Below are 14,283 nucleotides of genomic sequence, written 5' to 3' on the forward strand. Positions count from 1 at the left end.
TGGATCAGCCGCCCTTCGTGGCGCCGGCGCCCCCGGCGGCGTTGCCGTCCCGTGGCGGCGGCGCGACGCGCTGCGGCGCGTTTGCCGGCACCGCGCGAATCTTCGCATTCGGCTTCAGCGTACCTAGGCCCTGCGTGATGATTTTGTCGCCGGGCTCGAGCCCTTCGGTGACGACCCAGAACGCGCCCTGCGTACGCACCGCGGTGATCGAACGCTGGATCGCCTTGTCGCCGGGGCCGACCAGATAGACGGTCGCGCGGCCGCGCGGATCGCGCGAGACGGCCTGTTGGGGCACGAGGATCGCGTTTGTGTCGACCGCCTGCGCGAAGACCGCGCGGACGAACATGCCGGGCAGCAGCAGCCCCTGCGGATTGGCGAAGCGCGCGCGCAGCGTGACGGTGCCGGTCGACTGGTCGACCACGACCTCGGAGAATTCGACAGTGCCGGTCAGGCCGTAGTCGCTGCCGTCCTCGAGCTTGAGCGTGACCGAGGCGCGCGCGGGGGCGACTCCTTGCGTGGCGAGCGCGCGGCGCAGCGACAGGATCGCGGCGCTCGACTGCTGGATGTCGACGAAGATCGGATCGAGCTGCTGGATCGTCGCGAGCGGATCGGTCTGACTCGAGCTGACGAGCGCGCCGACGGTGAAGAGCGAACGCCCGATCCGGCCGGTGATCGGCGCGGGCACGGTGGTGAAGCGCAGGTTGATCCGCGCGGTATCGAGCTGCGCGCGGTTCTGCGCGATCGCGGCGGTGGCCTGACGCTGGGTGGCGACCGCGTCGGTATAGTCCTGCTTGCTGACGGCCTCGATCTCGGCGAGCGGGCGGTAGCGCTCGGCCTTGATCCGCGCGGCCTCCGCGGTGGCGCGGGCGGCCTCGACATTCGCCTGCGCCTCGTTCGCGGAGGCGCGGTAGAGGCGCGGATCGATCTGGTAGAGCGGCTGGCCGCGCTTCACGAGCGTGCCTTCGGTAAAGAATCGGCGCTGGATCACGCCCGACACCTGCGGGCGCACCTCCGAGCTCTGATAGGCGACGGTGCGGCCGGCGAGCTCGGCGGTGACCGGGACTGCGGAGGTCTGTGCGACGACATAACCGACGGTGGCCGGGCCGCCGTTGCCGCGTCCGCCCTTGGCCTGCGCCTGCTGGTTGCCGCCGGTCCCGCCGCCGCAGCCGGCCAGCGCGAGGGTTGCGGCGAGCGTCAGGCCGATGGTGCGACGGCGCCGCGCCGGAATCGCGATTGGCAAAATGGAGAACCCGTTACGTTTGATCCGCCCCCGGTCGGGGCCCGCCTCCCAATCGCGCGTTTCGCTATCGCAGATCAATGGCAATGCTACGTTGCGACACTTCTGCGACACTTTTTATCGGGTTAGCGGCCGATAAAGCGGCCTGGACGCCGTTGTGCGACGGCCGCTATGCCCTCGCGGAAATCGGCGGTGGCCATCAGGCGGTCCTGTTCGGCGCGTTCGTGATCGGTGCGCGTGGCGACCGCATCCGCGAGCGCACCGCGCAGCGTGGCGCGGGTGGCCTGCACTGCGAGCGGGGCCTGCGCGGCGATATCGGCGGCGAGCGCTTGCGCCGCGGCAAGAAGGCCCTCGAGGGGTGCGATCTCGTCGATCAAGCCCCAGCCCAGCGCCTCCTGCGCCTTGATCCGTCGGCCGGTCAGCAGCATCAGGCTTGCGCGCTGCTCGCCGATCAGGCGGGGCAGGGTGTGGGTGATGCCGAACCCGGCATGGAAGCCGAGCGCGACGAAATTGGCGGCGAACCGCGCCTCCGGGGCGGCGACCCGGAAGTCGGCGACGAGCGCGAGGCCGAGTCCCGCACCGACCGCTGCGCCCTGGACTGCGGCGACGATCGGCTTGGGCGCGGCGAACAGGCGGACGGCGGCACGGTAGAGCGCGGGGGTTTCGCTTTGTCCGTCATCAGTCGCGAGCGGCTTGTCGCCCGACAGGTCCGCGCCGCCGCAAAAGACCCGGCCGGCGGTGGCGAGGACGATCGCGCGGCAGTCGGGTTCGGCTCCGAGTGCTTCGACGGCGTCGGCAAGTGCGGTGACCAGCGCGGCGTTGACGTGGTTGTGCGGCGGGCGATCGATGACGATCGTCGCGACGTGCGCGTCGCGCGTGACGGTGATGAAATCTGTCATGCTCTGGTTCCCAGCAGGTCGCGCGCGACGACCCAGGTGTGGATTTCGGTCGGGCCGTCGTAGATCCGCATGGTGCGCAGCCGCTCCGCGATGAAGTGAAGCGGCCATTCGCGCGTGACCCCCATCGCGCCGAACGCCTGCATCGCGCGATCGACGACCTCCCACGCCATCTCGATCGCATAGGCCTTCACCATCGAGATTTCGCGGCGGGTGTCGCGGCCGCCGTCGATCTTCCATGCGCAGTCATAGGCCATCAGGCGCGCGGCGTGGATCCGCGTCGCGGCGTCGGCGACCCAGGTCTGAATCGTCTGGCGCTCCGACAGCGGCTTGCCGAAGGTGACGCGCTGGCGGGCATGCTCGACCATCATGTCGAGCGCGCGCTGCGCCGCGCCGATCGCGTTCGCCGCCATCTCGAGCCGGCGGGTGCCGAGGCGCAGCTGCATCGGCGCGAAGCCCTGGCCTTCGGTGCCGAGGACCTTCCAGGCCGCGATGCGACAGTCCTCGAGCGCGATCTCGTAGGTGACGTGGCCGCCAAGCATCGGGATCGCGCGCAGCACCACGAAGCCGAGCGTGCCCTTGTCGACGAGGAACGCGGTCATCCCGCCGCGTGCGCCCTTGGCCTTGTCGGTAACCGCCATCACGATCGTGAAGTCCGCGTCGGCGGCCTTGCTGATCCAGATCTTGCGGCCGTTCAGGACCCAGTCGTCGCCGTCGCGCACCGCGCGCGTCGTCATCCCCGCGGGATCGGATCCGGCGCCGGGTTCGGAAATGCCGATCGCGGAGATCGTCTCGCCGCGCACATAGGGCTCGAGATAGGCGGCGCGTTGGCGATCGTCGACGGTGGCGGCGAGCATCCGCAGGTTCGGCGAGTCAGGGGGCAGAACGTACGGGATCGCGGTGCGCCCGAGCGCCTCGTTGACGCCGATCATCGCGACCATCGGCAGATCGTGACCGCCGGTATCGGCGGGCGCATCGAGCCCCCAGAGCCCGAGATCGCGCGAGACGCGATCGACCTCCGCCTGTTCCGCCACGTCGAGCGCGACCGAGCCGCCGGTCGCGCCGCGTGCCAGCACGGCCGCCTCGCGCGCGACAAGCTGGTCGTCGACGAAGCGACGGGCCAGTTCGGCGATCATCCGGTGATCGTCGTCGAGATCGAAATCCACGTCCCCTCCTGTCTTTTGCAGAGGCTAGGCTTGCGCGGCGGGCGATGCCAGTGTGATCGGCCCCGGGCGCAAAGTTGCGATCGCACGGAAACCCTAGCCGCCATCGTGCGTTGCGGGTGTTACGGGGGCGTATCGACGAGATCGAGCGTACCGAAAAGGGGTTCGGTTCTTGATAGCGATGCATGGTCGGCAAGTCTGGGCGGGGCGGCATTACTGGCTTGCATGCGGGTTGATGATCGCGGTCGCCGTACCCGCCGCGGCACAGATTGCGTCGCCTGGATCGGCGCCCGCACGCGGCCCGGATGCACCCAAGGCCGATGCGGCAACACCGGCGGCCGATCCGCAGGCGTCTGCACCGATCGTGCCTGATTCCGAATTCCAGAGCGCACTTCCGGCCTTGAGTGGCGACCTCAACGCGCCGCTCGAGCCGATGTCGACGATGCAGGCGACGCCCGCGCCGTCTTCTCCGATGCAGGCGCAGGCGGCTACGGCGTTGCCGCCTGCGGGAACGGAGGATCCGCAGCTGGCGCAGCCGCTGGTGCCACTGTCGAACTTCAATACCACGCCGCTCGAGACCGCAACCGACGTCGCGTCGCGCGATGCGCCCGAGATCCGGTACGAAACCGTGGTCCGTGGGCTCGATGCGCTGAAACTGACGGGTCAGTTCAAGTCGCTCTCCGCGCTCGATGAGGGCGGAGGCAAGGCGGCGAACGCGACGCAGGTTTCGGCGCGGGCGCGCGAGGACGAGGCGCTGGCGGTGCGGCTGATGAAGTCGCTCGGCTATTATGACGGCACCGCGATCTCGACGATCGAGACGATCCCAGCGACCCCCGGGCGGCTGCGTGCGATCGTGAGCGCGACGCCGGGGCGGCTCTACACGCTCGGCAAGATCACCGTGGACGCGCAGCCGACGGTGCCGGTCGATCTGGTTCGCAAGCAGCTGCCGCTGCGCACCGGCGACGCGATCGAGGCCGCGCGGATCCAGGGGGCGGAGGCGAATGTCAGCCTGACGCTGCCGCAGATGGGCTATCCCTTCGTCAAGGTCGGCGACCGGGACATCCTGCTCGACGACACGACGGTGACGGGGGACTACACGCTGCCGGTCGACACCGGGCCGCGATCTTCGTTCGGCGTGCTGCGTACCGAAGGCGATGCGGTGTTCGACCTGAATCACCTGAACGTTTTCCCACGGTTCGACCGGGGCGAGCTGTATGACGCGCGCCGGACCGACGACCTGCGCGATGCACTGGTCGCGACCGGGCTGTTCTCGACGGTGGGCGTCGAGCCGGTGCGGACGGGACAGGTCGCGGCCGACGGCACCGAGCAGGTCGATCTGCTGGTGCGGCAGAGCAAGGGGCCGCCGCGCTCGCTGGCGGCGTCGGCGGGGTACGGAACGGGGCAGGGCTTCACGCTCGAGGGCTCATGGACGCATCGCAATCTGTTCGTCCCCGAAGGCGCGCTGATCGCCAGCGCGATCGCGGGGACGCAGCAGCAGGGGGTGTCGGGCACCTTCCGGCGGTCGAATGCGGGCAAGCGCGATCGCACGGTCACGCTGATTGCCGCGGCCAACCATTCGAATTTCGACGCGTTCGACGCCTTCACCGGCACGCTATCGGGCCGGATCAGCTATGATTCGACGCCGATCTGGCAGAAGACGTTCACCTATGCCTACGGGTTCGAACTGACCGGCACGAATGAGAGCGTGTACGACTTCGTGCTCGGCGACCGGCGGCGCGGGACGTATTTCATCGCTGCCCTGCCGGGGCAGGTGCTGCTCGATCGATCGGACAGCCTGCTCAATCCGACCAAGGGGTATCGCCTGAAGCTGAACGTCAGCCCCGAGACGTCGGTGCGTGGGTCGGTGCGCCCCTATGTGCGCGCGATGATCGAGGCGACGGGTTATTATCCGGTCGGCCAGAGCCTGGTGATCGCCGGTCGTGCGCGTGCGGGGACGATCGCGGGCGTGGAGCGCGACGATCTCGCGCCGTCGCGGCGTTACTATGGCGGCGGCGGCGGATCGGTGCGCGGCTATGGCTTCCAGCGGCTCGGGCCGTTCGATCCGCAGGGCAATCCGGTGGGCGGGCGCAGCCTCAACGAGTTCGCGCTGGAGGCGCGCTATCGCTTCGGCGATTTCGGGATCGTGCCGTTCTTCGATGCGGGCAACGCGTACGACAGCGTGCTGCCCAAGGGCGGGGACCTGCGCTACGGCGCGGGGATCGGCGGACGGTTCTACACCAATTTCGGGCCGTTGCGCGTCGACGTGGCGACTCCGCTCAACCCGCGGCCGGGCGATGGCAAGGTCGCGCTCTACATCTCGATCGGGCAGGCGTTTTGATGACCGACGAGACCGTGCAGCCGGCCGAGACGACCGTGCCCGCCAAGCGCCTGTTGTGGCAGAGAATTCTCAAGTGGATCGGCATCGCGATCGTTTCGCTGCTGCTGCTCGGGCTGGCGATCGTGTTCGGGATCAATACCGATCCGGGGCGGCGGTTCGTCGCGGACCAGCTGGGTGGATACTCGACCGCGTCGGGGCTGAACATCAAGGTCGGGCGGATCGACGGATCGCTCTATGGCCGGATGATGCTGCGCGACGTGCGGGTCAGCGACCCCAAGGGCGTGTTCCTGACCGCGCCGCGCCTCGACGTCGACTGGCGCCCGTTCGCGTTCGCGCGCAACCATGTCGATGTGCGCAGTCTCGAGGCGGGGCTGGTGACGCTGGCGCGCAACCCGCAGTTGACCGCGGTGCCGAGCGATCCGAATGCGCCGCTGCTCCCCGATCTCGACATCGATATCGATCGGCTGCGCATCGACCGGTTCGTGATGGAGGCGCCGGTATCGGGCGCGCGGCATATCGGGCGGATCGTCGGCGACGCGCATATCGCAGACCGACGCGCGCAGTTGAACGTCGATGCCGCCGCGTTGCGCGGCGCGGGCATCGCGGGCGGCGACACACTGAAGGTGCGACTCGATGCGGTGCCCGACGACGACAGGCTGATGATCGATGCGACACTGGTCGCGCCGGTGGGCGGCGTGGTGGCGCAGCTCGGATCGCTCAAGGCGCCGCTGACCGCGACGATCGCGGGCAAGGGCAGCTGGAGCGCATGGAACGGCAAAGCTCTGTCTACGCTGGGTGGCGGCCAGCTGGCGAACCTGACGCTGGCGGCGCGGAACGGGACGTTTCAGGTGCGGGGGCTGACCAGGCCGGGGCTGTATCTCGAGGGGCCGGTCGAGCGGCTGACTGCGCCGGGGTTGCAGGTGGCGATCGACACGACGCTGAACGAGCGCAAGGCGGACACGAAGGTCCAGCTGACGTCGAACGCGCTGGCGGTAGTGGCGAACGGATTGGTCGATCTGGGCAATTCGCGATTCGCGGGGTTCAAGGTCGATGCGCGGCTGCTGACGCCGGGGGCGATCGCGCCGAATCTGCGCGGGCGTGACGTCCGCGCGAGCATGGCGCTCGACGGCGCATTCGCGACGCCGAAGGTGGACTACAAGGTGTACGCGACCGCGCTGGCGTTCGGCGAGATGGGGGTGGAGAACCTCTATGCCGAGGGTTTCGCGCGCGTGAACGCGGATCGCATTCTGCTGCCGGTCAAGGCGCATGCGCGGCGGGTGACCGGGCTGAACGCCGCGGTCGGTGGGCTGGCGACCAACGTTTCGATGCAGGGCGACCTCGCGATCCAGGGCGCGACGATCCTGTCCGACAATCTGCGCATCCGCTCCGACAAGATCGATGCGACCGCGATCGTCGCGGCGAACATGACGACGGGACGGTACACCGGCGCGCTCAAGGGACGTATCAACGATTACCGGATCGAGAGCATCGGCATCGTTAACCTGGTGACCGATGCGAAGCTGGTGACGACGCCGGGCGGGTTCGGGATCACCGGACGGGTCGTCGCGCGGACGCAGCAGATATTCAACGAAAGCGCGCGGACGTTTCTTGGCGGCAACGCGATCGTGCGCGCGGATGTCGGCTATCTGCCCGAGGGCGTCGTAACCTTTCGCAACGTGCGGCTGAACGCGCCGCGGTTCCGCGTCACGCGGGGCGAGGGGCGTTACACGCTCGACGGCCGATTGCTGGTCGATGCCGACGCCTATTCGACGCAATATGGACCGCTGACCGCCCGCGTGACGGGATCGGTGACCGATCCGGTGGTCATCCTGCGTGCGGCGCGGCCGGGCGTCGGCGTGGGGCTTGCCAATCTGCAGGCGCGGATCGTCGGGCGGAACGGGGCGTATGCGGTCGTCGCGAGCGGCGACACGAATTACGGGACGTTCACCGCGGACGTGCTGGTCCGCGCAGGGGGGCAGCTCGCGATCGACCTGCGGCGTGTCGTGTTCGCGGGGGTCAACTTCACCGGCCGCGTCGTCCAGACAGCGGCGGGGCCGTTCGCGGGGCGGGTGGCGTTCGCGGGATCGGGGCTGACCGGCGCGATGCAACTGGCGGCGCAGGGCAAGTACCAGCGCGCCGACATCGATGCGCGCGCCTATTCGGCCAAGATTCCCGGCAGCGTCGATTTCACGATCGGGCGTGCGATCGTGAAAGCCAGCGTCGTGCTGGTCCCCAATGCGCCGCAGGTGGTGGCGGACGCGCAGGTCGCCGATCTTCGTTATGGGCCGACGGTGTTGTCGGCGGCGCGTGCGAAGGTGAATTATGTCGGCGGGCGCGGCACCGCGCAGGCGGTGCTGACCGGATCGAACGGCGTGCCGTTCAAGCTGGCACTCAACGCGAAGCTGTCGCCCAGCGAGTATCTGATCGCGGCTCAGGGGCAGGCCAACGGGCTAAACTTCCGCACCGGCAACCCGGCGCGCGTCGTCGCGCAGCGCGGGGCTTATACACTCGCCCCGACGCAGGTCCTGTTCGACAAGGGCGCGGCGCGTATCGCAGGCCAATATGGCAAGGGGCTGAGCGCGCAGGTGCGGCTCGATCGGCTCGACATCTCGGTGTTCAATGCGCTGATTCCCAATCTCGGGGTCGGTGGGGCGGCGACGGGGAGTCTCGACTTCGCGCAGGCGACGCCTTCTGCGTTCCCAAGCGCGGACGTGCGGATGACGGTGACCAACTTCACCCGCTCCGGGATCGCGGCAGTGTCCGAACCGGTCGACATCGTGTTCGCGGGCAAGCTGGTCGCGGATGGCGGCGAGGCGCGCGCGCTGGTAAAGCGTGGCGCGACCACGGTCGGCCGGATGGTCGCGACACTGCGGCCGCTGGCGCCGGGAGCCGGATCGTGGGCGACGCGGTTGATGTCCGCGCCGCTGGGCGGGGGCATCCGCTATAACGGGCCGGCGGGGGTGCTGTTCAGCCTAGCCGCGCTGCCCGAGCAGCAGCTGACGGGACCGATCGCGATCGCGGCCGATTTCTCGGGGCAAGTCAGCGCGCCGCGGCTCAACGGGCTGATCCGCGCGGACAACCTGACGTACGACAACGAGACCTATGGCACGCGGCTGTCGCAGATGCGGCTGGCAGCGCGGTTCAACAACGACCGGCTCGAGGTGACGCAGATGCAGGCGCGGGCAGGCAACGGCACCGTGCAGGCGCAAGGGTCGATCGGATTGGCCGCCAACTCCGGGTTCCCGATCGACTTGACCGCGAAGCTCGACAATGCGCAACTCGCCAAGAGCGATGCGCTGAGCGCGACGACGTCGGGCACCATCCGGCTGACCAACGACAAGGACGGCGGGCTCATCAAGGGTGACCTGACGATCCCCGAGGCGCGCTATGCGATCATCCGGCAGGGTGCGGCCGAAGTGCCCGAGCTCACCGGGGTTCGTCGCAAGAGCGATATCCGCGTGGCGCGGCCTACCGATCGGCCGACCCAGCCGCCGGTCGGGTTGTTCAAGCTGGACCTGCGCGTACGCGCGCCGAACCAGCTCTTCGTGTCGGGCATGGGGCTCGAATCCGAATGGTCGATGGACCTGCGGATCGGCGGCACCTCGCGCGCGCCGACGGTCACGGGCGGGCTCGACGTGGTGCGCGGGACCTATTCGTTCGCGGGCAAGCGGTTCGAGGTCAATCGCGGGCAGGTGCGCTTCCGCGGCGGCGCGCTGACCGATCCCGACATCAACATCCAGGCGACGACGACGACCAATGGTATCACCGTCGTCCTGAACGTCACCGGCACAGGGCAGCGTCCGCAGGTGGCGTTCACTTCGACGCCGACGCTGCCGCAGGACGAGGTGCTCAGCAGGTTGCTGTTCGGGACCAACCCCGAGAACCTGTCCGCGACGGAGGCGATCCAGCTGGCCGCCGCGCTCAATTCGCTGCGCGGATCGGGTGGCGGACTCAATCCGCTCGGCAAGCTGCGCTCGGCGACCGGGTTCGACCGGTTGCGGATCCTGGGCGCGGACGAGGCGAGCGGGCGCGGGACGAGCCTGGCGGCGGGCAAATACTTGACCGACAATATCTATATCGAGATCATCACCGACGCACGCGGGTTCACCGCGACGCAGCTGACGATCGCGCTGACGAAATCGCTGAGCGTGTTGTCGCAGGCGGGGTCGTTCGGCGGATCGAACGGACAGGTCAAATATTCGAAAGATTATTGACGTCTGATAGAACGTCCTTTCGCGGCGTCCGGTTTGCGCGTACCCCGTCTTCAAAAGATGAGGGGATGCGACGATGAGCGATCATTTCGACGTGCTGATCGTCGGCGCCGGACTGTCCGGTGTCGGCGCGGCGCACCATCTCCAGACGCGGTGCCCCGATCGCAGCTACGTCATCCTCGAGGGGCGCGCCGCGCTGGGGGGGACATGGGACCTGTTCCGCTATCCCGGCATCCGGTCCGACTCCGATATGCATACGCTGGGGTATAATTTCCGGCCATGGACGCAGGCGAAGGCGATCGCGGACGGCCCGTCGATCCGCGACTATATCGCGGACGCGGCGCGCGAGGGCGGCATCGACCGGCACATCCGCTATCGCCATCACGTCAAGCGCGCGGACTGGTCGACGGAGCAGGCGCGCTGGACGGTCGAGGCGATCGGGCCGGACGGCGAACCGGTGACGATCACCGCGAACTTCGTCTTCATGTGCTCCGGCTATTACAACTACGATGCGGCGCACTCGCCGCACTTCGCGGGGCAGGAACGCTTCTCGGGACGGATCGTCCATCCGCAGTTCTGGCCCGAGGACCTCGACTATGCGGGCAAGCGCGTCGTCGTGATCGGCAGCGGTGCGACCGCGGTGACGCTGGTGCCGGAAATGGCGAAGACCGCGGCGCACGTCACGATGCTCCAGCGATCCCCGACCTACGTCGTCTCGCGCCCGGCGCAGGACAAGGTGGCCAACTGGCTGCGCACGAAGCTGCCGGGCAAGGCAGCCTATGGCGTGACGCGGTGGAAGAACGTGTTGTGGGGAATGTTCTTCTTCCGGCTGGCACGGCGCAAGCCCGACAAGGTGAAGCAGCGCCTGCTAGGGCTGGTGCGCGAGCATCTGGGACCGGACTACGACGTCGCGACCCATTTCACCCCGCGCTATAATCCGTGGGACCAGCGGCTGTGCCTGGTTCCCGATGCCGACCTGTTCGAGTCGATCAAGGCGGGGAATGCGTCGGTCGAGACCGATACGATCGCGACGTTCACGGAGAGCGGGCTCATGCTCTCGTCCGGCAAGACGCTCGACGCTGACATCGTCGTGACCGCGACCGGGCTGGAGCTGCAGCTGCTGAGCGACGTGGCGTTCAGTGTCGACGGTGTGGCGAAGGATCTGTCCAAAGCGTTGCATTACAAGGGGATGATGTATTCGGACATTCCGAATCTCGCGTCGACGTTCGGCTATACCAATGCGTCCTGGACGCTGAAGGCGGACCTGACTTCGATGTATGTCTGCCGGTTGCTGAACACGATGACGAAGCGGGGATTGCGCCAATGCACGCCGCGGATCGGCGACATGGCGATGGACGAGGAGCCGTTCCTCGATTTCACGTCGGGTTATGTCACCCGTGCGATCGACAAGCTGCCCAAGCAGGGAAGCCGCAAGCCGTGGAAGCTGAACCAGAATTACGCGCTCGATATCGTGGCGTTGAAATTCGGATCGGTCGACGACAGCATGGAGTTCTCCAACCCGTCTCCGGCGACAGCGCGGGAACGGGACCGCGTCGAGGCCTGACGGGGGCGGACGTTGTCCCTAGAGTCGGATGACATCAAGCTGACCCATATCCTGAGTTGACGAGGTAGTTGCGGCATTCTGCGGGGGAGAAGGCATCGAGAAGCGTGCCGACGCGTCTCCATGTTGCCTCGTGGGATCGCTCGGCGGCCTTGCGCATGAGGTGTTTGATCTTGGCGAAAACCTGCTCGATCGGGTTCAGGTCCGGGCTGTAGGGCGGCAGGAACAGCAGCCTGGCACCGACCGCACGGATAGCGTTGCGGATGGCGGGTTTCTTGTGGCTGGAGAGGTTGTCCATGATGACGACGTCGCCGGGCGACAGCGTCGGCACGAGGCACTGCTCGATATAGTCGGTGAAGCTTTGCGCGTTGACCGGCTGGTCCAGCACGCACGGCGCGTCGATCCGGTCGCAGCGCAGCGCCGCCAGGAACGTCATCGTGCGCCAGTGGCCGTAGGGCACCTTGGCATGGAGCCGCTGGCCGACCGGTGCCCAACCGCGCAAGGGGGCCATGTTCGTCTTCACCCACGTCTCATCGATGAAGACGAGACGCGCCGGATCAAGCCGACCCTGGTATTTCTTCCACTGCGCCCGACGCCGGGCGATCGCGGGACGGAGTTGTTCGGCGGGCATCACGCTTTTTTTTGAAGCTCAGCCCCTCGACATGGGCGAACCGCCAGACCTGAACATAGTCGACCTTCACGTCGCGGCTCGCCAACTCCGCTACCAGTCCACGCAAGGTGAAGTCGCGGGTCATCCGCTCCAGCAGCCAGTCACGTGTCGCGCCGGACAGGATGTTGGATCGGCGACCACCCATCCGGCTCGGTGCGGCGCTGCCCGTATCGCGAAAGCGCCGCACCCATTTGATCGCCGAACTCGGCGCCACCCCGAAGCGTGAAGCAGCCGCGTGACACGACATGCCATCGGTGATTACCGCCCTGACCACCCGTTCCCGCAGGTCCATCGAATACGGCTTTGACATGCTGGCTGGCCTCCTTCGCCAGCCGGCACATTGAATCAGATCGCCAGCCCCATGGGAATCCTCAGCGATTCAGATCTACGTCATCACGCTCTAGTGACGGAACGCGACCCTGCCAACGCGCCACTTGCGACGTTCGTTCGATCGAACTAATGACGCGCCCGTGGCACAGGACAAGCTCCTCGACATAGCGATTCGCGAGTTTGGCGCACGCGGGCTGGATGGCGCCGGCACGCGCGCGATCGCGCAGGCGGCGGGCACCGCGATGTCGGCGATAACCTATCATTATGGCGGAAAGGCGGGGCTGTATCTTGCCGCCGCCGAGCATATCGCCGAGCAGATGGCGGCGCAGCTCGCGCCCGCGCTGGCGGCGGAGCGCGAGATCGCAGCGGATGATGCCGCAAGTGCCCGCGCGGCGATCCACCGGATCGTCGCGCGCTTCGCCGACAAGCTGTCGTCCGACGACAATGCTGGCTGGGCGCCGTTCATCCTGCGCGAACAGATGGCGCCGACCGAGGCGTTCGATCGGATCTATGCCGGATTGATGGGGCAAATCGTGGAACGCGTGGCGGTGCTGGTCCGCATCGCCACCGGGCAGCCCGACAAGCGGGCCGCGCGGATCACGACCTTCACGATCATGGCACAGGTCATCGCGCTGCGAGGGAGCCGCGCGACACTGTTGCGGTTGCTCGACCGGCCCGTGCTCGATGCGCCGCTGATCGACGATCTCAAGGCGCGGATCGCCGCCAATATCGACGCGATCCTCGATCGCATGGTCGCCGAGCGACAGGAGCTAGCATGAGTGACGACGCCCCCGCACCGGATATGCCCGACGCCGAGGAGACGGCGGCGCGCAAGCCGTCCGTGTTCCGGAAACCGCTGTTCTGGATCATCCTCGTCGCGGTCGCGGCGGCAGTCGCGATCGGAGGTACGCTCTATTATCTCGACGCGCGCCAATACGAGTCCACCGACGATGCGTTCGTCGATGCGCATATCGTGCGGATCGCGCCCGAGGTGGCGGGAACGCTCGTCCAGGTCGCCGACGTCGACAACAGGCATGTGGAGGCGGGGCGGCTGCTCGCGGTCATCACGCCGAACGGGACGCAGGCACAACTGTCCGAAGCGGAAGCCAATGTCCGCCAGGCGCAGGCGCAATATGCGCAATCGCTCGCGCAGGTGACCGCGGCGCGTACCGCGGTGGCACAGGCCGCGGCGCAGGCGCAGGCACCGCTGGCGAATGCCGCGAAGGCGCAGCAGGATCTCGCGCGCTACGTCGCGCTCCAGCGGATCGATCCCGCGGCGGTGGCCGGGCAGCAGCTCGACCAGGCGCGCGCCAACGCCCGCGCGACCGCGGCGGAGGCGGCGGCGGCGCGGCGGCAGGTCGACAATGCCGGTGCGCAGGTGGGCGTCGCGCAGAAGCAGGCCAAGGCGGCTCAGGTCGTGATCGATGCACGCCGCGCCAGCGTCGACCAGGCGAAGGTGACGATCGGCAATCTGCGGCTGACCGCGCCGGTATCGGGGCAGGTGACGAACCGGCAGGTCAATGTCGGATCCTATGTCGCGCCGGGCGCGCAGCTGATGGCGATCATTCCGGACCGTATCTGGGTGACCGCGAACTTCAAGGAGACACAGCTGACCGCGATGCGCGTCGGCCAGCTGGTCGACATCCATGTCGACGCGTTCCCCGATGTCGCGTTCAAGGGCCATGTCGACTCGGTCGCACGGGGCGCGGGGCAGGCATTTGCGATCCTGCCGCCGCAGAACGCGACCGGCAACTACGTGAAGGTCGTCCAGCGCGTACCGGTCCGGATCGTGTTCGATCTTCGCAACGGGCCCGATCCGCGGCGTTATCCGATCGGGCCGGGCATGTCGGTGGTCCCGACCGTCAAGGTCCGCTGAG

Annotated in this window: 9 protein-coding genes; 5 read left to right on the forward strand and 4 right to left on the reverse strand. The window is 67.9% G+C overall.

What is annotated here, in order from left to right:
- Positions 1-4 precede the first annotated feature (4 nt).
- The 3 genes from ACV7NO_RS10225 to ACV7NO_RS10235 all read right to left on the reverse strand — a co-directional run bounded on the left by ACV7NO_RS10225 (position 5) and on the right by ACV7NO_RS10235 (position 3,299).
- Positions 5-1,234 (reverse strand): efflux RND transporter periplasmic adaptor subunit, encoded by a 1,230-nt coding sequence (locus ACV7NO_RS10225; RefSeq protein ID WP_463407315.1) that lies wholly within the window; start codon positions 1,232-1,234, stop codon positions 5-7.
- Positions 1,235-1,362: 128 nt separating this feature from the next.
- Entirely contained in the window at positions 1,363-2,136 is a 774-nt protein-coding gene (locus ACV7NO_RS10230) for an enoyl-CoA hydratase/isomerase family protein (protein ID WP_463405897.1), read from the reverse strand.
- A complete protein-coding gene (locus tag ACV7NO_RS10235) occupies positions 2,133-3,299 on the reverse strand; it encodes an acyl-CoA dehydrogenase family protein (RefSeq protein ID WP_463405898.1) in 1,167 nt (388 codons plus the stop codon). Before ACV7NO_RS10235 ends, ACV7NO_RS10230 begins: the two co-directional genes overlap by 4 nt.
- Before the next feature lie 178 nt (positions 3,300-3,477).
- Here ACV7NO_RS10235 and ACV7NO_RS10240 point away from each other — a divergent pair, with 178 nt between their 5' ends.
- The 3 genes from ACV7NO_RS10240 (at position 3,478) to ACV7NO_RS10250 (ending at position 11,409) form a co-directional block, all read left to right on the forward strand.
- The gene (locus ACV7NO_RS10240; RefSeq protein WP_463405899.1) at positions 3,478-5,634 is read left to right on the forward strand and encodes an autotransporter assembly complex protein TamA; all 2,157 of its coding nucleotides are present in this window, start codon (positions 3,478-3,480) and stop codon (positions 5,632-5,634) included.
- Positions 5,634-9,848 (forward strand): translocation/assembly module TamB domain-containing protein, encoded by a 4,215-nt coding sequence (locus tag ACV7NO_RS10245; protein WP_463405900.1) that lies wholly within the window; start codon positions 5,634-5,636, stop codon positions 9,846-9,848. The genes ACV7NO_RS10240 and ACV7NO_RS10245 overlap by 1 nt, the downstream gene beginning before the upstream one ends.
- 73 nt (positions 9,849-9,921) lie before the next feature.
- Positions 9,922-11,409, forward strand: a complete 1,488-nt coding sequence (locus tag ACV7NO_RS10250) for a flavin-containing monooxygenase (protein ID WP_463405901.1) — start codon at positions 9,922-9,924, stop codon at positions 11,407-11,409.
- Positions 11,410-11,443: 34 nt separating this feature from the next.
- Here ACV7NO_RS10250 and ACV7NO_RS10255 read toward each other — a convergent pair.
- Positions 11,444-12,386, reverse strand: a protein-coding gene (locus tag ACV7NO_RS10255; protein ID WP_463404102.1) for an IS630 family transposase whose coding sequence is annotated in 2 segments (ribosomal slippage) — positions 11,444-12,041 and positions 12,040-12,386 — 945 coding nt in all. Because the reading frame shifts where the segments join, the coding sequence is not laid out codon by codon here.
- 160 nt (positions 12,387-12,546) lie between these two features.
- Here ACV7NO_RS10255 and ACV7NO_RS10260 point away from each other — a divergent pair.
- Together ACV7NO_RS10260 and ACV7NO_RS10265 are read left to right on the forward strand one after the other, a co-directional pair.
- Complete coding sequence (locus ACV7NO_RS10260) at positions 12,547-13,185, forward strand: CerR family C-terminal domain-containing protein (RefSeq protein ID WP_463405902.1); 639 nt, start codon at positions 12,547-12,549, stop codon at positions 13,183-13,185.
- A complete protein-coding gene (locus ACV7NO_RS10265; RefSeq protein WP_463405903.1) occupies positions 13,182-14,282 on the forward strand; it encodes an HlyD family secretion protein in 1,101 nt (366 codons plus the stop codon). The genes ACV7NO_RS10260 and ACV7NO_RS10265 overlap by 4 nt, the downstream gene beginning before the upstream one ends.
- Position 14,283: the final 1 nt, after the last annotated feature.

It is taken from the genome of Sphingomonas sp. Ell38C01 (assembly GCF_055231975.1).